The sequence below is a fragment of the Pseudonocardia sp. NPDC049154 genome, assembly GCF_040648315.1.
GTDB lineage: Bacteria > Actinomycetota > Actinomycetes > Mycobacteriales > Pseudonocardiaceae > Pseudonocardia.
The window spans coordinates 13,754-32,182 of sequence record NZ_JBEZDN010000016.1 but is presented as its reverse complement, the minus strand read 5'-3'; the positions used below and the strand labels follow the sequence as shown (position 1 = coordinate 32,182).

Below are 18,429 nucleotides of genomic sequence, written 5' to 3'. Positions count from 1 at the left end.
CGGATGAGGACGCCCGCGATGCGCGCCGGAAGGCTCGACACATTCGGCCAGCTATTCGGCAGCGCGCCGCTCGATCCTGGGAGGGGAACATTCATGGCGACCGGTGAAGCACCCGTGCTCGAGGCTCTGGTCGAGATGAACGGAGTGTCGTTGGCCCGAGCCGAGCTCGACCCGGCGACGCTGCTGCTGGTGAGGATTGCCGCCCTCGCCGCCGTCGAAGCGCCTACCGCGTCCTACCTGATGCACGTCGGTCCGGCCGTGGAGTCGGGCGTGAAGATCGAGCAGGTTCAGGACGTGCTCGTCGCGGTCGCCCCCATCGTCGGGGCACCCCGTGTCCTCTCCGCCGCAGGGAAGATCACTGAAGCGCTCGGCGTCGCGATCGTGGTCACCGAGGACGCGGCGACGGCCGACGACTGACGGCCGGGCCACGCGCAGCGCGTTGGGGGGCCGGGTGGACCCGCCCCCGTCTGCAGGGGGTGGGGTGGTTGGCCGGGGTGCACGTGGTCCCCGCGTCGCACGCACCCGGGTTCCACCCCCGGGCTCGGTTGCTCCTCCTCGTGCGCCACGGCCTGCTCGTGGGGTTACGCGTCGTCCTCGTCGTCCTCGTCGTCCTCGTCGTCCTCGTCGTCCTCGGCGTCCTCGTCGTCCTCGTCGTCGGTGTCGACGTGCCCGGGCTCGGTGGGCTCGACCTGCTCGGGCTCGGTGGTCACGTCGTCGTGCTGGGCGACGTCGGCCTCGGGCTCGGTGTGGGCGTGCTGGGGGTCGGTCGTCGTGGCTCCCTCCTTGGTCGCTCGGGTGAGCGCCTGGTGGTGGGTGCGCCAGTGGTGGAGGGCCAGGCGCTCGATGCCCACGTGGTCGTGGTCGATGAGGTGGGCGCCGCAGCAGGACAGCTACACCTCGGCGGGGCTGCACCACACGAGCACGCTGTCCCCGTCGTCGGCGAGGGGCGGGTAGCGGACGCCGAGGCGGGTCGGTGGCCGGCGGTGCTGGCGTCGCGCAGGGCCTCGGTGCGGCCGTAGCGGCGCTCGCGCTTGGCGACCTTGCGCTCGATCCGGCGGAGCTGCCCTGCGCGCCAGCGGTACAGGGCGCGGGCCCGGCGGGACATCGCGTCCTCCTCGTCGCCGTCGATGAGGGGCAGGCAGCGCCGCATGGCTGGTGCTCCTGGAGCTCGAGATGTTAAGGGTGGCCTTCGCCGGCGCCGCTCCGGACGGGGGAGCGCCCGGTTCAGCCACTTGTCGCTGGTCGGTCCGGGGTTGGAGAATCTGGCGAGTGGTCCGGATACGTGAGTTCTTCCGCGATGCGAACGCACCAAGAGCGCACGACGTTCTGCCCGCCGCATTCGCGGCAGTCCGCAACGGCGCCGGAAGGCTTTTGCTGGTTCGTCGGATCGACGATGGCAACTGGGAGTTGCCCGGAGGCCGGATCGAGGTCGGAGAATCGGTCAACGAAGCCGTTATACGTGAAGTTGCCGAAGAGTCCGGCATCACCATCGCGCTCACTGGATTAGCCGGCGTCTACAGCGATCCCAGTCATGTCTTGGTCGACCCAAATGGCTCAATTCACCAACAACTGGCGCTGTGTTTTCACGCTGTTCCCACAGTGCCGGACGAGGGCGGCCACCCGCGTCCCGACGGCATCGAAACGAATGCGGCGGCCTGGTGCGCAGATGTCGACATAGCCGATCTCAGGATGCACCCAGCTATGCGACTACGAATCGACAACGCACTTGGCCCGCGAGCCCAACCCTACTTTGAATAGAAGTTTCTTCATTCTCGTCGACTTCCCGGAGGGCTAGTACTCCAGCCGCACTTCGTTATGTGATCTTCCGATAGGCTTCGATCTTGGGGAGTCGTCGGAGGATCTCGAGGCGTGGGCCGGTGGCCTGGACGGGTTGTTCGGGCTGGTGGCGGGCCGGTTCTTCCGTGCGGAGCCGCGGCGGCGTGCGCGGGCGTATGTGCGTGGGTTGTTGGCGCCGTTGGCCGGGAAGAACGGGTGGACGCTGGCCAAGGTGGCCGGGGACGCGACGCCGGACGGGATGCAGCGCCTGCTCAACGCCGCCACGTGGGATGCCGACGGTGTGCGCGACGATGTGCGCGACTACGTGGTCTCCCACCTCGGCGAGCCGGGTGGGGTGCATCAGCCACTCGAGAGTGCGGGTGACCTCGGCCCAGCCGTCCTGGTAGACGGGCAGACCGTGCTTGTTGCACAGGTAGAGGGAGTCCATCAGCTCGCCGTAGACATCCAGTTGGAGCTGGGTCGCCGCGCCGTTGCCGATCCGCACCGGCCGCGAGCCCCGGTAGCCCTCCAGGTGGGAGAGCTCGGCCTCGGGCAGGTCCTCGCGCCCGTCGATGCCGTACATGATCTGCAGCGGGCCGGACTCGCGCCCGGCCCCGTGCCGGACACGCTCCTGTAGCCAGGCCATGAACGCGCCAGCCTCCTCGGTGAAGCCCAGCCGTAGCAGCGCGTAGACGGAGAAGGCGGCGTCGCGCATCCAGGTGTAGCGGTAGTCCCAGTTGCGTGCGCCGCCCAACTGCTCCGGCAGGCTGGTGGTCGGGGCGGCCACGATCGCGCCGCTCGGCGCGTAGGTGAGCAGCTTCAGCGTCAGCGCCGAACGATGCACCATCTCCCGCCACCGCCCGCCGTAGCGCGACCGGCGCACCCAGCCTCGCCAGAACGCCGCTGTGGCGTCGAAGGCGGGGAGCCGCCGGTGCCGCACGCGGACGCGGTGCATCGAACCGGGGGCAGCAGTACCAGTCGATCGTGCCGTCCGTGCCGACGAGCGCGACGGTGTGCAGGTCGCCGATCAGGCCGTGCTCGGCGATCGGCAGATAGCGTGGACGTCGGACTGCACCAGACACCCGGTCCCTCCTCGGGCTGCATAGCTCGTGCGCGCGTCCGGAGCGCCTGCCGCTGTCCGCCGCGGGCCGCCGCCGCCGACCAGCCGGGCCGGGCGGCGGCCGGAGACCGGCTGCCACTGACGGCTGTCGTGCAGCCGCTGGATCCGGTAGGTCATCACCATCCGGCGGGGGTCGAGCAGGCCCCACAGCGCGACGGTCGCGGTCGTGCCGTACCACCCCGCCCATCCGGCGGCCCACCGTCGCCAGCTAGTGCGCCCCCGGGCGAGCAGCGCATAGTGGCCGAAGACGACGAGCCGTCCGCCGCCCCGTAGTGCCCGGAAGGAGCGTATCGACGTCGCGCCGCCGATCCCGTCCAGAACGACGTCCACCCCATCGCCGGTCAGCTGGCGGATCCGGGCCAAGAAGTCCTCGGTGCGGTAGTCGATCGCCACCGCGACGAGCCGCTGGACGACGGCGCGGTCGCGGGCCGCCGCGGTGCCGAAGAAACGCAGCCCGGCAAGCGTACCGAGCTCGAGGACCGCCAGGCCGCGCCATGCACCAGCACCGACTCACCAGTGTGCACGTGCGCGCTACGGTGCAGCATCTGGTAAGCGGTCGTGTAGGTCAGGACCAGGCCCACGACCTCTGCCGGGTCGAGGCGCTCGGGCACCTCGACGGCCTCCGCCTCGGGCACGCAGACGTACTCGGCGTAGCCGCCATAGGCGGTCAGCGCGGCAACCGGTCCGCGACGTGCAACCGCGCGCAGGTCGAGCCGAGCTCGTCGGCGACGCCGACGATCTCGTAACCGGGCGTGAACGGCGGCCTGGGCACGCCCAGGTACGTGCCGGCGCGCAACTGAGCATCGGTCAACTACACCCCCGCGGCCAGGACCCGAACGCGCACCTCACCCGGACCCGGTCGGGGGACGTCGTCCTCCACCACCCGCAACACGTCGGGTCCGCCGTAGTGATCGGCGACGACACGCTTCATCACCCTGAGGCCTCCCCACGGTTGATCAACGCTCGGCGAAGGCCCACTGGAGACTCCGCCGACTAGCGGGATGCCTATTCGGAAAGTTCGAAGCGGTAGTCGCTGGCGGATATCCTAGCCAGAGGCGAAGGCCACCAGTCCTGCGGCCGTTCGACCTTGATTGACGTCCTTACGAGGACGTGTAGCTCAGCTACGGACGATTCACTGAGCCTTCGCCCACCTGGCCTGCGGGTTCGAGGTTGGCACCTCGACGATGGACCGCTATGTCCGTGAGGCCCTCGCGTTGCTGGCGGCGATGACCCCACGGCAGCAGGCGAGCGAGGTCGGGCCGCCGTCCTCGGCTTGAGCCGTATGATCTCGGTGACCGCGTCGCCGGTGACCAGACGGGTGTTCCAGTCGACCGTGCTGGTCGTAGAGGAGAACACCACCTTCGGCATGTCCCGCCAGCGGCCGGCGAACTCGATCGCCGCCGGTGTGGCGCCAGGCCAGGGCCTCACCGCCCGGTACGACACACGACGGTGCTCTTTGCCACTGACGAGCGCGCCGCGACGACCCTGAACATGCTCGCCGAGTGCTTCGAGACCATCGGCGGGGTCGGAGAAGGTCGTGCTCGCCGACCGGATGGGCTGCCTAAGGCCGCGGTCGTGGCCGACCAGGTCGTTCCGACACCGGACTACGGGCGCTTCGCCTCCCATTACCGGTTCCGCCCGGACTTCTGCCACGGCAACGATCCGGAGTCCACGGGCATCGTGGAGAACCTCGTCGGCTACGCCAAGCAGGATCTGATCATCGGCTTCGACCTGGTCGACCTCGACACCGGGCAGGAGCAGGGGCGCCCGGTGGACCTGGCCGCGGCCAACGAGGCGGCCCGCAGGCGGTGCACGGAGGTCAACGCGGCGACGCACTCGGACGTTCGAGTCGTGGCTTGCGCGTGACGCCGCGATGGCGCTGGACTTCGATCCGGACGCGACCGCCTTCGCCGCGCAGCCGTTCTGGCTGGCCTGATCGGACGCCGACCGTCCCCGCTCGCACGCCCCGGGCTTCGTCGCCCGCACCCGACACAGCGTCGGAGTTGTGGTCGATTGCCGCCCGGCCAATCGGGTCCGATCGCGCTACGCCGCTGCGTTCGCGGCAACCGAGCGCGCCTACACAAAGGTCGGCTGGGAGTATCGCCTGGTCACCGGGTATGACCTGGTGTGGCCGGCGAACCTGCGCTGCCTGGCCGGCTACCGGCACCGGCTGTCACCGATCGAGTCTCGGGTCACGGCGGTAGCGCGGTCGTCCGGCCCGACGCGGAGTACCTCGGCCCGCGCAGGGCCCGTGCGCGGAGCTCGCGGGCGGCGGGCGAGAGCCCACTCGCGTGTCTGGGCAGGCGGATGCGCAGCGCTGCCCGCCTGCTGGTGAAACGTAGAGGCGAGGCGATCTGCAGCGCCTCCCCGTCGATACCGGCGTTGATGGGGGCTTCGGAATCCACCTCGAAGGTCGACGTTGTCCAGGCCACGTACCCGGGAAAGCGCTCGGGACGACCGGCCGCGACGGCGGCGAGGAAGGCCTTGTCGGCGGGGTCGGCCGGGAGCTCGAGGGCGATCACCCCAAGGTGACCGGTGTCGAGACGGGGACGGCTGACGAGGGTGCCGATCGTGCGGCCATAGGGGTTGTTCGAGACCTGGACGACGTGTGCGGCGGTGTGCTGCTCCCCCGCCGGGCCGATGAAGCGCAGGTCGAAGGGTGGTCGTCCCGGCTCCAAGAGGCCGGGCAGGGTGCTCAATGTGGTCTCGAGCTTGGCGTCGCGGTACTCGGGCAGGCGGACTATCTCGGCGTACAAGCCGAGGGAGACGTTGTTGACGAACGGCCTCCCATTCACGTCCCCGAGATCCATCGGGCGTTCCACCGCCGCCCCGAACGCGTCGAGCGCGCCGACCACGTCGTCGCGATCGAGGCCCAGGTCCATCGCCAGGTGATTCCGGGTGCCTGCCGGGACGACCACCATGGCCACGCCGTGCCTGGCGGTCACGCCCGCGACGAGCGCCTGGGAGCCGTCGCCGCCCGCCATGCCGACCACGTCGGCCCCGCCGGCCACCGCCGCCTCGGCCAGCTCGACCAGGTCCTGACCTGGTCCGAGGACGACCGGCTCGATGCCGCGGGCTCGGCATTCTCGCTGCAGGCCGAAGCGCTCCGCCTTGCCCCCTCCGCTGCGTGGGTTCATGAGCAGCACGGGGTGGTCGGCGGGCGGGACGGTCCGACTGGGTGACGAGCGCGCGCGGCGGACCGCGCGGACGCGGCTGACGGCCGCGCCCGTGCCCAGGACGAGGGTGAGTCCTCCGATGACCAGACGAGCTCGCCGGTGTCTCCGGCCGGGTTCCGCTGCGGTCACGGCGCCGACTCCGGCGAGTCGCCGGGTGCTGTCGCACCGTCCCTGGGTCGCGCCCGGGGCATCGACATGCCTTTCCTCCTTCTCGTGCCGGGCTTCACGTCCGGCCGCTGGCCCACGGCGCCGCGGGCATCGGATCCGCGCAGCCGCCGGGGTGTCACGACAGGTCAGGCCCTGTCGAGTCGCGGGAGCACCACCTCCTGGACGACGAGCTGTACGCCGGCGGCGATGGGGATGGCGACCAGTGCGCCGACGATGCCGAGCAGGGCTCCGCCGAGCAGTACCGCGACGAGCGTCGCTACCGGGGACATCTTCACGGCTCGGCTGAAGACCTTCGGGGACAGCACGTAGTCCTCGAAGAGCCGGTAGACGACGAAATAGCCGGCCGTGGCCAGGGCAACCGGCCACGAGACGGTCCAGGCGCCCAGGCACACGACAACTCCGGCGAGGGTCGAGCCGATGGTGGGGATCAGGTCCAGGAAGCCGACCAGAGCGGCCAGCAGGAGGGCGTAGGGCACGTGCAAGATCAGCAACCAGATGTAGGTCAGGATCGTCGCGACGAGCGAGGTCACGAGGTTGCCCAGGACGTACCCACTGATCCTGGTGGCGATCTCCTCGCCCAGCCGGGCGACCCGGGCCCGTCGTGATCTCGGGATCAGACGGTGGAAGGCGCTGCGGATCTGCGGCAACGAGCCGAGGAAGTACACCGTCAGCACCGCGACCACCCCGGTGGAGATCGCGGCGTTCACGACGACGACTCCGGCGCCGAGCACACCGTTCACGAGATTGCTGCCGCCGCCGGCGAGGGCCTGCTCCAGGCTCTGCTGCAGCTGGAATCGCTCGTTCAGACCGCCGAGGAAGGAGCTGCGGTCGTTCAGCATCCCCACATAGACGGGGGCATCGGCCCTGAACGCCGCGACCTGCGCGATCAACGGCGGTATCGCCGCCGCGATCAACCCGCCGACGAGGACGGCGATGCTCGCACACACCACCGTGACCGCCACCCAGCGCGGCAGCCCGCGGCGGACCAGCGACGCCACCGCCGGTTCGAGACCCACGGCGAAGAACAACGCCAGTCCGATCAGAACCAGCATGTTGCGGGCCGTGAAGATCAACACAGCCAGTCCGGCGGTGATCCCCACGCCAGCCGCGGCCATCATGCCGATCCGGAAGGGCGATCGGGAATCCCCCGCTCGGGCCGACGGCGTCGTGGGCCGTGCAGCTTCGGACGCATCCGAGGGCGCTTCCATGGGCACTTCCGCCGCCGGCCTCACGTGTTCATCCGCCAGGTGTTCATCGACGTTCATCGCTGCGTCCTGCCCCGATGCCGTGCTGGATCGGCGTGGCGGATGCGGTGGTTCGACGCAGCTGCGGCCGAGACGCCACCGCGCGGGCTCGGCCTCGCGTCTCGGTTGTGCCGGCTGCGCCTTCTGCAGGCCACCTCGCAGGAAGGTGCCGGAAACCCGTCGGCGCACTCATGGGTTCACGCTGCCCCCACCCCCGCTCGCCGAACCAAGGCCGAAGGGCCCGGCGCCCGCGGGCCGGTTCGCCCGGGTCTGCCGCGGCAGGCACAACATGCGCGGCACGCTCGCGGTTCCCTCGGAGGGGCGGGCATGGTGACCTGAGCGGTTCGTCCGGCGGCAGAGGTCAGGCTGCCGTGCCCCCTTCGGTCGTGCGGTCGAGCGTAGGTAGTGGGCGGTGGCAGATCTCGTGTGCTTCGTCGGGCGGGACGCCGAGCATGCGCAGCAGGTCTTCGGTGACCTGGTCGGTGGCCTGGGCGTCGTCGCGCTCGGGCCGGTCGTGCAGGAGCTGTCCGAGACAGAGGGCCGCACCGGCCACGATGGTCATCGCGAGGTCGACGTCCGTGACGGTGAACCGGCCCGCTCGGTCGGCCGCGACGATGTCGCGACGGGCTCGGGGCGCGATGCCCTTGTCCGACGTGGCGATCGCGAGGCCGTGCCGGAGCAGGACGTTGCTGAGCTCGGGTTGCCGGCGGTGCAGGCGCCCGGTGAGCCGGAAGCTGCGCGCGAAGACCTCGGCGGGGTCGTCGATGTCCGTGGTGAGTTCGTCGAGCAGCGCGCCGTGGGCGTCGAGCGCCTCTTCGACCGCGGCCTGGAACAGCTGTTCCTTGCTGTCGAAGTGGTTGTAGAACGAGCCCATCCCCACGTCGGCGGCCTGCGTGATCTCGAGGATGGGCACGTCGGTCCGGCCTGCGCTGAGGAAACCTTGTGCGGCGCGCACGAGCGCGGCTCGCGTGTGCGCCTTGCGGCGATCCCGTCTGGTGGGGGCGCGCTCGCCCTGCTCCGTCATGTCTGAGCCTCCGCTCGTCGATCGTCTCCACGCTAGCACGCAACGTCAGTTCTGATGAATTCGTCAGAACACTTGACTGACGCTACTCTCATAGTTGAGTATATCCTCAGTTACGAGGAACCCGAGGAGCGAACGTGAATACGCACCACGACCCCCACACGGGCCTGCACAGCGAGCGGGGCGCGTTGGCCGGCGAGCACCCCGGTCGAGCGGCGAACCCGGTCATCAAGGTCCGCGATCTGGCGTGGCTGGAGTTCGAGAAGCCGGACCTGGAGCGCGCCGAGCTGTTCGCCGCGGCGTTCGGCTTCGTCACCGCCTCACGAACCAGTTCGGAGCTGCAGCTGCGCGGCTCGGATGCGGGCACCCCGTGTGTGCTGATCCGGCGGGGCCCCCGGTCGCGACTGATCGGCTCGGCCTTCCAGGCCGCGGACCGGAGCGATCTCCTGCGGCTCGCCGAGGTGACCGGGCGGACCGTCTCCGCCCTGCCGGAGACCCTGGGCGGGGTCGGTGTCGATCTGGTCGACCCGAGCGGAGCGCGAGTGCGAGTGGTCGCGGACACCCATCAGCTGCCCGGCCTGCCCGCGCAGCAACCGCTGTCCTGCAACGTCGGACACGAGGCGACGCGGGTGAACGCGACACAGCGGCCGCCTCGGGCTCCCGCGGCGGTGCAGCGGCTGGGGCACGTGGTGCTGCAGACCAACCGTTACCTCGAGACGCTCGACTGGTACCTGCACCACCTCGGGCTGATCGTCAGCGACTTCCTCTACTACCCCGGCCAGCGCGAACGCGGGCCGGTGATGAGCTTCATCCGCTGCGACCGCGGTGCCATCCCCACCGACCACCACACCCTGGCGATGGCGCTCGGCCCCTCCAACCGCTACGTCCACTCCGCCTACCAGGTCGCCGACCTGGACGCCCTCGCCGCCGGGGGCGAGTTCCTGCGCGAGCACGGCTATCAGCGGTCCTGGGGGATCGGCCGGCACATCCAGGGCAGCCAGGTCTTCGACTACTGGCGTGACCCGGACGGCTTCCTCGTCGAGCACTTCAGTGACGGCGACCTGTTCGACAACACCCTCGAGCCCGGATGGGCCCCGATGACCGCCTCCGGGCTGGCGCAGTGGGGCCCGCCGGCGACCAAGGACTTCCTCGGCATGACCCCCGGCCGGGAGTCCCTGCGGGAGCTGCGGGCGATCGCCCGCGCCCTGCGCAACCACGACACCGAGTTCGACCTCCACCGACTCATGGGACTGCTGAAGGTGCCCTCGTCATGACCACGACAATCCTGCGAACCGCCACCGCCTGGTACGTCCGGACGACACGCGGCGCCGCCCGCATCGACACCGACGCCACCACGACCGCCCAGCTGCTGGCCGATCCCGATGCCGTCAGCGCCGCGACCGCCCGCACCGACACCGTCCCGGTCGAGGACCTCGACCTGCTCTCGCCGGTCAGCGCGCCCTGCCGGGTCGTCGCCCAGATGACCAACTTCGCCTCGCACGTCACCGACGCCGGCATGAACCCGGACACGATCCCGCTGACGTTCTTCCGCAAGGCGTCGGGATCGATCAGCGGCCCACACGCCGACGTCGTCCGGCCCGCCCACGTGCACCTGCTCGACTACGAGGTCGAGATCGGTCTCGTCATCGGCCGCGAGATGACGGTCGGCACCGAGATCACCGAGGACAACCTCGCCGACCACATCGCCGGCCTGGTGGTGGGCAACGACGTGTCCGCCCGCGACGTCCAGCTGCCCCAGACCCAGTTCTACGAGGCCAAGTCCTACCCGACCTTCACCCCTGTCGGGCCCGCCCTGGTGCTGCTGGACCGCGACGAGCTCAAGCGGTTCACCGACCTGCGGCTGCGCTTGTGGGTCAACGGCGAACCGCGCCAGGACATGACTGCCGCGGACATGATCTACACGCCGCTGCAGGCGCTGCAGGCGCTGGCCCGTTTCCAGCACCTCGACCCCGGCGACCTCCTGCTCACCGGCACCCCCGTGGGCACGGCGCTGTCCGCCCCCGCCGCACCGGTCGCGTTCCTCGCCTCGCTGCTGCCACCGGCGCTGAAGTGGAAGCTCTTCCTCGATCGGCAGCAGAAGAACCCGAAGTACCTGCAGGACGGCGACGTCATCGAGGCCACCGTGGCCACCGACGACGGCACGATCGACCTCGGCCGGCAGCGCACCACGGTGCGGTGGACCCGATGACCGCCGAGCTCCTGTGGCCCGACTACGCCGCACCGAACGACCTGGCCGCGATCGAAGCGGTGCCGCTGGCGGCACGCGGCCTGCCCGAAACCACTCACGCGCTGCTGACCCGCGCCGCCATGCTGTGGCCGGACCGGCCCGCGGTCGCCGTCCTGCCCGATGCCGACCGCTGGCAGGAACCGCACCGGCGCACCTTCGCCCAGCTCCTCGCCGACGTGCACCGCTACGCCAACCTGCTGCACGACCTCGGCGTGCGACGCGCCGACGCGGTCGCCCTGATGGCCCCGAACTGCACGGAGCTGCTCACCGCAACGCTCGCCGCGCAGCTGGCCGGTATTGCGGCCCCGCTCAACGCGTCGCTGTCGCCCACCCATCTGGGCGAGCTGCTTCGCCGCTCCGGGGCCCGCCTGCTGATCACCGCCGGGCCCGAGCTGGCCCCTGACACATGGACGAACGCTCGGCATCTCGCCGGCACCGGCGCGCTCGACACCGTGCTGGTCGTGCGACCCACCGCGGCCTCGGCCATCCTGGAGCCGTTGCCGGTCCTGCCCGGAGTCACGGTGGCCTACCTCGACGCGGCAGCGCGGCACCGCGACTCGTCACAATTCGTGGGCACCGTCCCACGCTCGTGCGATCTCGCCGCGCTGTTCCACACCGGTGGCACCACCGGCGCGCCGAAACTGGCCGCTCACACCCACGGGATGGAAGTGGCCGACGCCTGGATGCTGGCCGCCTACTCCGGGTTCACCGCCGAGTCCACGGTGTTCGCCGCGCTGCCGCTGTTCCACGTCAACGCTCTCGTCGTCACAGTCCTGATGCCGCTGTTCAAGGGCCAGCAGGTGCTCTGGGCCGGGCCGCTGGGCTACCGCGACCCCGACCTGTTCGCGCGGTTCTGGCGGATCGTGCAGCGCTACCGCATCGCCTCGATGAGCGCAGTCCCGACCGTCTATGCAGCGCTGGCCCGGTGCCCCGTGGACGCCGACATCTCCAGCCTGCGCCTCGCCGTCGTCGGCGCGTCCCCGCTGCCCATCGCCGTTCGGTACGGATTCCAGGCCCACACCGGGCTGACCCTGATGGAGGGCTACGGCCTGACCGAGGCCACCTGCGCGAGCGCCCGGACCTTTCCCGGAGCATCCCGCCCGGGCACCGTCGGCCAGCGGCTGCCCTACCAGCAGATGAAGGCGGTCCGCATTGGCGCCGACGGCACCTGGGAGGACCTGGCCCCGGGACGGACGGGCGTGCTGGCGATCAGCGGCCCGACGGTGTTCCCCGGCTACGTCGTGGGGCGCGATGAGAACGGCTACGTCCTGGACGGGCTCAGCAAGCTGGTCGACGGCTGGCTGGACACCGGCGACCTCGCCCAGGTCGACAGCGAGGGCTTCGTCCACCTCGCCGGCCGTGCCAAAGACCTGATCATCCGGGGCGGCCACAACATCGACCCGAACGTCGTCGAGCACGCACTGCTTGCCCACCCCCAGGTCACCGCGGCCGCGGCCGTCGGCCGGCCCGATCCGCACGCCGGGGAGGTCCCGGTCGCCTACGTGACCCTCGCACCCGGGACGACGATCGCCGAGGACGAGCTGTGCAGCTGGGCCCGCGACCGCGTCGCCGAGCCGGCCGCCGCGCCCAAGGCCGTCACCGTGCTCGACGCGGTCCCGGTCACCGCCGTGGGCAAGCCCTACAAGCTGCCGCTGCGGGCAGACGCCACCCGCCGCGCCGTCCTGGAGGCGCTCGCCGCGGTCAGCCCACGGGCCGCGATCACCGCCCGGATCGAGGACGGCAGCGTGATCGTCACCGTGGTGGTCGAGCCGGGGGCCGACCCGACCGCGGTGGAGGCGGTCCTGGGCCGTTACGCCATCCCATGGGAACTGCGGTCGAGCCATGAGCCTGACCAGCCCGAGCCGCTCGTCGGCGCAGACCGGGGAGCGACGGCATGACCGCCCTGCTCGCGTTGACCGCGATCGTCGCCGTCGTCTTCCTCGCGCTCGGCGCGGGGAAGGTCGCCGCCGTGGCCCCGATGCGCGTTCGGGCCGCCCACCTCGGCTACTCGACCGGCGCGTACCGGGTGATCGGCACGCTGGAGATCGCCGGTGCCGTCGGCGTCGCGCTCGGCCCGGTCGCGCCGTCGCTCGGTGCTCTCGCCGCCGTCGGTCTACTGCTCCTGCTCTGCGGAGCGGCCGTCACGCACGTGCGCCACGGCGACCGCCCAAGCGTGCTGGCACCGGCGCTGGTCGCTGCCCTGCTCGTCGCCGCCTATCTCGCCGTCCTACTCGGAGCCAGACCATGAACACCACCACTACCGCAACCACCACCAGCAACACCACGAACCATCCGGCCGTCCCGGTCGTCGTCCTCGGCGCCGGCCCCACCGGACTGACCGCTGCGACGCTGCTCGCCCGGCACGGCGTCGAGTGCCTGGTCCTCGACCGGTGGGAGTCGATCTACCCGCAACCCCGCGCCGTCCACCTCGACGACGAGGTCTACCGCATCCTGGCGAATCTCGGGCTCCGTGATGAGTTCGCCGCGATCTCCCGGCCCTGCCACGGACTGCGGCTCGTCAAGCCGGACATGACGGTGCTGGCCGAACTGGCACGGGGCGCCGACCGGGGCCGGCACGGCTACCCCGAGGCCAACATGTTCGACCAGCCCGAGCTCGAAGCGCTCCTGCGCGACAACCTTGCCCGGTATCCGTGCGTCACCCTGCGCGGGGGCGCTGAGGTCACAGGTCTGACCCAGGACGGCGACGGGCCGGTCCGGGTCGATGTCACCGACCGGCTCCGCGGGACGTCCGAAACGCTGCTCGCCACCTACGTGCTGGGCTGCGACGGCGCCAACAGCCTCGCCCGCGCCGCGATCGACGCACACATGCTGGATCTGGGATTCGACCAGCGGTGGCTCGTCGTCGACGTCGACACCGCAGTTGACCTGGGCGAGTGGGAAGGAGTGCACCAGGTCTGCGACACCCGGCGAGCGGCGACCTACATGCGCGTCGGGCGCACCCGCTACCGCTGGGAGTTCCGCCTGGCCCCCACCGAGACCGCCGACGACTACCGCGACATCACCCGCCTGCATCCGCTCATCGCACCCTGGACCAAGGCGACACCGCCCGACCAGCTGCATGTCGTGCGGGTGGCCGAGTACACCTTCCGGGCGCAGATCGCCGATCGCTGGCGCGACCGCCGGATCTTCCTGCTCGGCGACGCCGCCCACCTCACGCCGCCCTTCGTCGGACAAGGCATGGGTGCGGGGCTGCGGGACGCGGCCAACCTCTGCTGGAAACTCGCCGCCGTCCAGCACGGCGCGCTACCCGAACGCGTCCTGGACACCTACGAAGCGGAGCGTAAGCCGCACGCCCACGCCCTGATCCGGCTGGCCAAGCTGATCGGGACGGTCATGACCGGTGGCGGCCGCGTCGGCGAACTGGTACGCCGCGCCGTCGCGCCGCGCCTGCACCGCGTCCCCGGAATCAAGGCGCACGTCCTCGACAGCCGCACACCGCCACTGCGGCGCACCTCCCTCGTCGCCAGGTCCCGTCGGCGTCGGACGCTGGCCGGACAGTTGTGCCCCAACGCCCTCGCCGACGGGGCCCGCCGCTTCGACGACCTCGCCGCCGGGCGTTTCGCCCTGGTCACCACGACCGCTCCGACTCCGTCCGAACAGTCCGAGATCGAGCGCCGCGGCGCAGTCGTCGTCATCGCCGTACCCGGCACCGACCTGCACCGCTGGCTGCGGCGCGGCCGGGCCCGCGCCGCGCTCGTGCGTCCGGACGGCGCCGTCCAACGCGACGGCCGCGACGTCGCCGCCCTGGCCGCCGACCTCGCGTCGATCCGGCTTCCTCACCACTCGACCGCGGCGGCGCCGCAACCGCCGTGCGCAACTCCAGCATCTCCCACACCCGGCTCCACGGAGGCCCAGGCATGATCACCGACCGGCCCGTCCCGGCCCCCGGCGCACCCGGGACTGCCGCGACACCGGACCTGCTGCTGACCGAGGGGGCACTCGGCCCGCGACGACTTCTTGCGCCGACCGGGCCGGGCCTGCGTTGGGCCGCCGATCTCGCCGGCCGCCCAGACGCCGTCGTCCGGCGGGCCCGCGAGCTACCCGCCGAGCTGGCCCGGATCGCCCTCGACCGCTCGGTGAGCGCTCCCGGGCCACGGGACCGGCGCTTCACCGACGAGGCGTGGCACACCGATCCGGTGCTGCGGCGGATCCTCCAGACCTACCTGGCCACCGGCGACACGGTCCGCGGTCTGCTCGCCGACGCCGACCTCGGCTGGCGCGACCGCACCCGCCTCGAGCTCGCCGTCGACAACCTCGTCGCCGCCCTGGCACCGAGCAACAACCCCGTCCTCAACCCGGCCTCGCGGAAGGCGCTCATCGACTCACGCGGCGCCTCCGTCGTCCGAGGCCTGCGCAATCTGGTCACCGACCTGGCTGCCTCGCCCCGGGTGCCGACGACGGTCCGCCCCGACGCCTTCAAGGTCGGCGTCGACCTTGCGGTCACCCCCGGTGCGGTCGTGCTGCGCACCGAGGCATTCGAGCTGATCCAGTACAGCCCCCGGACCCCGAGGGTGCGAACCCGTCCGCTGCTCGTCGTCCCACCCGTGATCAACAAGTACTACGTCGCCGATCTCGCCCCCGGACGATCGCTGGTGGAGTACCTGGTGCAGGGCGGCCAGCAGGTCTTCATGATCTCCTGGCGCAACCCCGACGCCCGCCACGGCGACTGGGGCACCGACGTCTACGGGCAGGCGATCCTCGACGCCCTCGACGCTGCCCTGAGCGTCACCGGGGCCGACACCGGAACCGTCCTGGGTTTCTGCTCCGGCGGCACGCTGCAGTCGATGGCGCTGGCCGCTCTGCAGCACCGCGGCGAGCTGGGCGACAAGGTGGCCGGATTCGCCCTCGCGGTGTGCGTACTCGACCAGGCCCGGGCCGGCGTCGCCGGCGCGTTCCTCGACGACACCACCGCCGACGCTGCGACCGCGGTGTCCGGGAGGCGCGGCTATCTCGACGGGCGCGCACTCGCCGAGGTCTTCGCCTGGCTGCGCCCGAACGACCTGATCTGGCACTACTGGGTGCACAACTACCTGCAGGGCAAGGACCCGGCGCCGTTCGACATCCTGTTCTGGAACGCCGACACCACCCGCATGACCGCCGCCCTGCACCGCGACCTCCTCGACCTCGGCCTGCGCAACGCGCTGGTGCGCCCCGGAGAGGCGCACATGCTCGGCGCACCGGTCGACCTGTCGGCGATCACGACGGACGGCTACGTCGTCGCCGGCGTCGCCGACCACATCTCCCCGTGGCAGGCCTGCTACCGCAGCGCCCAGCTGTTCGGCGGCCGGATGCGCTTCGTGCTGTCCAGCAGCGGTCACATCGCCGCCATGGTCAACCCGCCCAGCAACCCCAAGGCGTCCTACCAGGTCTCCGACGACCTGTACGAGGAGCCGGCCGCGTGGCAGCGGGCAACGCCCTCGACCCGTGGCTCCTGGTGGCCCGACTACCTCGCCTGGCTGTCCGAGCGCAGCGGGCCGGACCGGGACGCACCGGACGCGCTCGGCGGCGCCGGGCTCACGCTGCTGGACCCCGCGCCCGGGTTATACGTCCTCGACCGATGAACGGCGACGACGCCCGTCCCACCCGGCTGATCGGCGGGCAGCGGCTGCGTATCCACCTTCGCCCGGGCGCCCCCGGCCGCACGCCGCTGCTGCTCGTCAACGGCATCGGCGCGGGCCTCGAAGCCTTCGACCCGCTGGTCGACGCGCTCGACCCGCACCGCCCGGTGATCCGCTTCGACCCCCCGGGCGCCGGCGGTTCACCCGTCCCGGCCCGGCCCTACCGCCTGCCCTGCCTGGCCCGCACCATGATCGCGCTGCTCGACGTCCTCGGCCACGAGCGGGTCGACGTCCTCGGTGTCTCCTGGGGCGGTGGGCTGGCGCAACAGTTCGCCCGCACCGCCCGGGGCCGCTGCCGCAGGTTGGTGCTGGTCGCGACCGGCACCGGAACGGTCATGGTGCCGGGCGGCCCCCGCGTCCTCGCCCGGATGGCGACCCCGCGCCGCCACACCGATCCCGGCTACCTGCGCCGCGTCGCCCCCGAGATCTACGGCGGCGCGGCCCGCGAAGACCCGGCCACCGCCGCCCGGCTCCTGCACCCCCACCGCCGCACCGGTTCGCGCCGGGGGTATGCGTTTCAGTTACTGGCCGCCGCAGGATGGACCAGCCTCCCGTTCCTGCCGCTGTTGCGGCAGCCGACCCTCGTCCTCACCGGCGACGACGACCCCCTGATCCCGACGATCAACGGGCGGCTGCTCGCCGCGCTCATCCCGCGCGCCCGACTACACGTCTACCAGGGTGGGCACCTCGAACTGATCACCCGGCCCGACCGCCTCGTCCCGCTGATCGAGGACTTCCTCGTCGACACACCCACCACACCTCACATCGACCGGAAGGAGGACACCCAGTGACCGACGACCTGCAGGAAGGCATCGGCACCGCCCTGTCCACCGACTACCTCCAGCTCCGCGACCAACTCACCGACACCCAGCTCGACCACCTCATCCGCGCGAGGCAGTTCGTCGACGACGAGGTGCTCCCGACGATCAACGACTACTGGGACCGCGCCGAGTTCCCCTGGCTGCTGGTCAAGAAGCTCGGCACGACCGGCCTGGTCGGCGACGACCTCACTGGCTACGGCTGCCCCTCGATGGACCCGCTCTCCGCTGGTCTCGTCACCATGGAGCTCAGCCGGGGCGACGGCAGCATCGGCACCTTCGTCGGGGTCCAGGCCGGACTGGCCATGCGGTCGATCGCCGAGCTCGGCTCCGAGGACCAGAAGCAGCGCTGGCTGCCGCCGATGACCCGGCTGGACAGGATCGGCGCCTTCGCGCTCACCGAGCCCGACCACGGCTCGGACTCGGTCTCCCTGCAGACCACCGCCCGCCGCGACGGCGACTCCTGGGTCCTCGACGGCCGCAAGAAATGGATCGGCAACGGCACCATCGCCGACGTCGTCGTGGTGTGGGCCCGCGACACCACCGACGGCCGCGTCAAGGGGTTCCTGGTGGAGAAGGGGACACCCGGCTTCCAAACCCGCCGCATCGAACGCAAGGCCTCGCTACGGGCGGTCTGGCAGGCCGAGATCGCGCTCGACGGCGTCCGCGTCGAGGAGCACGACCGGCTGCCCGGGGCCGACTCGTTCACCGACACCGGCCGCGTACTCGCCGCCACCCGCAGCTCCTGCGCCTGGATGGCCCTCGGTCACGCCCTCGCCGGGTACGACGCCGCCCTGACCTACACCCGGCGCCGCCGCCAGTTCGGGCACCCCCTCGCCCGCTTCCAGATCATCCAGCAGCGCCTGGTGCGCATGCTCGCTGACCTGACCGCCATGCAGCTGTACTGCCTACAAATCGCCCGCCTCGCCGAGACCGGCGCCCTGACCGACACCCTCGCCGGCCTGGCGAAGCTACACAACACGTCCAAGGCCCGCGCCGTCCTGGCCGAGGCCCGCGACCTGCTGGGCGGCAACGGCATCCTGCTCGACTTCCACGTCATGCGACACATGGCCGACATCGAGGCCGTCCACACCTTCGAGGGCACCGAGACCATGCAGGCCCTCATCGTCGGCCGCGAGATCACCGGCATCAGCGCCTTCACCCACTGACGCCGACCTGCCCGGGCCGAACAACCCAGGGACGAAGCAAGTCGGAGTGC

General features: G+C 71.3%; 17 protein-coding genes and 3 pseudogenes. 12 read left to right on the top strand and 8 right to left on the bottom strand.

Translation table 11 applies throughout. The features are described 5' to 3' along the window. The first annotated feature begins 3 nt into the window (after positions 1–3). On the top strand, positions 4–417 hold the full coding sequence (locus tag AB0B41_RS11435) for a carboxymuconolactone decarboxylase family protein (protein ID WP_358201682.1): 414 nt from the start codon (positions 4–6) through the stop codon (positions 415–417). A 164-nt stretch (positions 418–581) separates the two neighbouring features. Here AB0B41_RS11435 and AB0B41_RS11430 read toward each other — a convergent pair whose 3' ends face one another. Then, positions 582–851 carry a hypothetical protein gene (locus AB0B41_RS11430; protein WP_358201680.1) on the bottom strand — a complete coding sequence of 90 codons (270 nt, stop codon included), beginning with the start codon at positions 849–851 and terminating at the stop codon, positions 582–584. Positions 852–1,269: 418 nt separating this feature from the next. On the opposite strand from AB0B41_RS11430, the gene AB0B41_RS11425 reads away from it, so the two are divergent. Both AB0B41_RS11425 and AB0B41_RS11420 read left to right on the top strand, forming a co-directional pair. After that, positions 1,270–1,758 carry an NUDIX domain-containing protein gene (locus AB0B41_RS11425; RefSeq protein ID WP_358201677.1) on the top strand — a complete coding sequence of 163 codons (489 nt, stop codon included), beginning with the start codon at positions 1,270–1,272 and terminating at the stop codon, positions 1,756–1,758. 124 nt (positions 1,759–1,882) lie between these two features. Then, positions 1,883–2,134 (top strand): annotated as a pseudogene (locus AB0B41_RS11420) (transposase); the annotation flags it as partial. Positions 2,135–2,191: 57 nt separating this feature from the next. Here the strand turns inward: AB0B41_RS11420 and AB0B41_RS11415 are convergent. The 4 genes and pseudogenes from AB0B41_RS11415 to AB0B41_RS11400 form a co-directional block, all read right to left on the bottom strand. Then, positions 2,192–2,858, bottom strand: a pseudogene (locus AB0B41_RS11415) (glycoside hydrolase family 15 protein); the annotation flags it as partial. Continuing rightward, positions 2,804–3,382, bottom strand: coding sequence for a zinc-binding dehydrogenase (locus AB0B41_RS11410; RefSeq protein WP_358201821.1), 579 nt, complete (start codon positions 3,380–3,382; stop codon positions 2,804–2,806). The pseudogene AB0B41_RS11415 and the gene AB0B41_RS11410, both read right to left, overlap by 55 nt. Positions 3,383–3,563: 181 nt before the next feature. Then, positions 3,564–3,707: a hypothetical protein gene (locus tag AB0B41_RS11405; RefSeq protein WP_358201675.1), complete on the bottom strand. Its 144-nt coding sequence runs from the start codon at positions 3,705–3,707 to the stop codon at positions 3,564–3,566. Between the two features lie 444 nt (positions 3,708–4,151). Further along, positions 4,152–4,312, bottom strand: a pseudogene (locus AB0B41_RS11400) (dihydrofolate reductase); the annotation flags it as partial. Between the two features lie 33 nt (positions 4,313–4,345). Here AB0B41_RS11400 and AB0B41_RS11395 point away from each other — a divergent pair. Continuing rightward, complete coding sequence (locus AB0B41_RS11395; protein ID WP_358201674.1) at positions 4,346–4,762, top strand: hypothetical protein; 417 nt, start codon at positions 4,346–4,348, stop codon at positions 4,760–4,762. 326 nt (positions 4,763–5,088) lie between these two features. On the opposite strand, the gene AB0B41_RS11390 is transcribed toward AB0B41_RS11395, so the two are convergent. The 3 genes from AB0B41_RS11390 to AB0B41_RS11380 all read right to left on the bottom strand — a co-directional run bounded on the left by AB0B41_RS11390 (position 5,089) and on the right by AB0B41_RS11380 (position 8,508). After that, the gene (locus AB0B41_RS11390; protein ID WP_358201672.1) at positions 5,089–6,033 is read right to left on the bottom strand and encodes a diacylglycerol kinase family protein; all 945 of its coding nucleotides are present in this window, start codon (positions 6,031–6,033) and stop codon (positions 5,089–5,091) included. Positions 6,034–6,365: 332 nt separating this feature from the next. Beyond that, a complete protein-coding gene (locus tag AB0B41_RS11385) occupies positions 6,366–7,505 on the bottom strand; it encodes an AI-2E family transporter (RefSeq protein WP_358201669.1) in 1,140 nt (379 codons plus the stop codon). 340 nt (positions 7,506–7,845) lie between these two features. Continuing rightward, entirely contained in the window at positions 7,846–8,508 is a 663-nt protein-coding gene (locus tag AB0B41_RS11380; RefSeq protein ID WP_358201667.1) for a TetR/AcrR family transcriptional regulator, read from the bottom strand. A gap of 134 nt (positions 8,509–8,642) precedes the next feature. Between AB0B41_RS11380 and AB0B41_RS11375 the strand changes: the two genes are divergently transcribed. The 8 genes from AB0B41_RS11375 to AB0B41_RS11340 are packed head-to-tail and all read left to right on the top strand — an operon-like array spanning position 8,643 to position 18,379. Beyond that, on the top strand, positions 8,643–9,779 hold the full coding sequence (locus AB0B41_RS11375; RefSeq protein WP_358201664.1) for a VOC family protein: 1,137 nt from the start codon (positions 8,643–8,645) through the stop codon (positions 9,777–9,779). Then, positions 9,776–10,714, top strand: coding sequence for a fumarylacetoacetate hydrolase family protein (locus AB0B41_RS11370; RefSeq protein ID WP_358201662.1), 939 nt, complete (start codon positions 9,776–9,778; stop codon positions 10,712–10,714). Before AB0B41_RS11375 ends, AB0B41_RS11370 begins: the two co-directional genes overlap by 4 nt. Then, on the top strand, positions 10,711–12,651 hold the full coding sequence (locus tag AB0B41_RS11365; protein WP_358201660.1) for an acyl-CoA synthetase: 1,941 nt from the start codon (positions 10,711–10,713) through the stop codon (positions 12,649–12,651). The genes AB0B41_RS11370 and AB0B41_RS11365 overlap by 4 nt, the downstream gene beginning before the upstream one ends. Beyond that, positions 12,648–13,001: a DoxX family protein gene (locus AB0B41_RS11360; protein ID WP_358201658.1), complete on the top strand. Its 354-nt coding sequence runs from the start codon at positions 12,648–12,650 to the stop codon at positions 12,999–13,001. The genes AB0B41_RS11365 and AB0B41_RS11360 overlap by 4 nt, the downstream gene beginning before the upstream one ends. Continuing rightward, positions 12,998–14,635, top strand: a complete 1,638-nt coding sequence (locus tag AB0B41_RS11355) for a bifunctional 3-(3-hydroxy-phenyl)propionate/3-hydroxycinnamic acid hydroxylase (protein ID WP_358201656.1) — start codon at positions 12,998–13,000, stop codon at positions 14,633–14,635. Before AB0B41_RS11360 ends, AB0B41_RS11355 begins: the two co-directional genes overlap by 4 nt. After that, a complete protein-coding gene (locus AB0B41_RS11350; protein ID WP_358201653.1) occupies positions 14,632–16,335 on the top strand; it encodes an alpha/beta fold hydrolase in 1,704 nt (567 codons plus the stop codon). Before AB0B41_RS11355 ends, AB0B41_RS11350 begins: the two co-directional genes overlap by 4 nt. Next, positions 16,332–17,183, top strand: a complete 852-nt coding sequence (gene phaZ / locus AB0B41_RS11345; protein ID WP_358201651.1) for a poly(3-hydroxyalkanoate) depolymerase — start codon at positions 16,332–16,334, stop codon at positions 17,181–17,183. Before AB0B41_RS11350 ends, phaZ begins: the two co-directional genes overlap by 4 nt. Next, positions 17,180–18,379, top strand: coding sequence for an acyl-CoA dehydrogenase family protein (locus AB0B41_RS11340; protein WP_358201649.1), 1,200 nt, complete (start codon positions 17,180–17,182; stop codon positions 18,377–18,379). Before phaZ ends, AB0B41_RS11340 begins: the two co-directional genes overlap by 4 nt. The last annotated feature ends 50 nt before the right edge of the window (positions 18,380–18,429 follow it).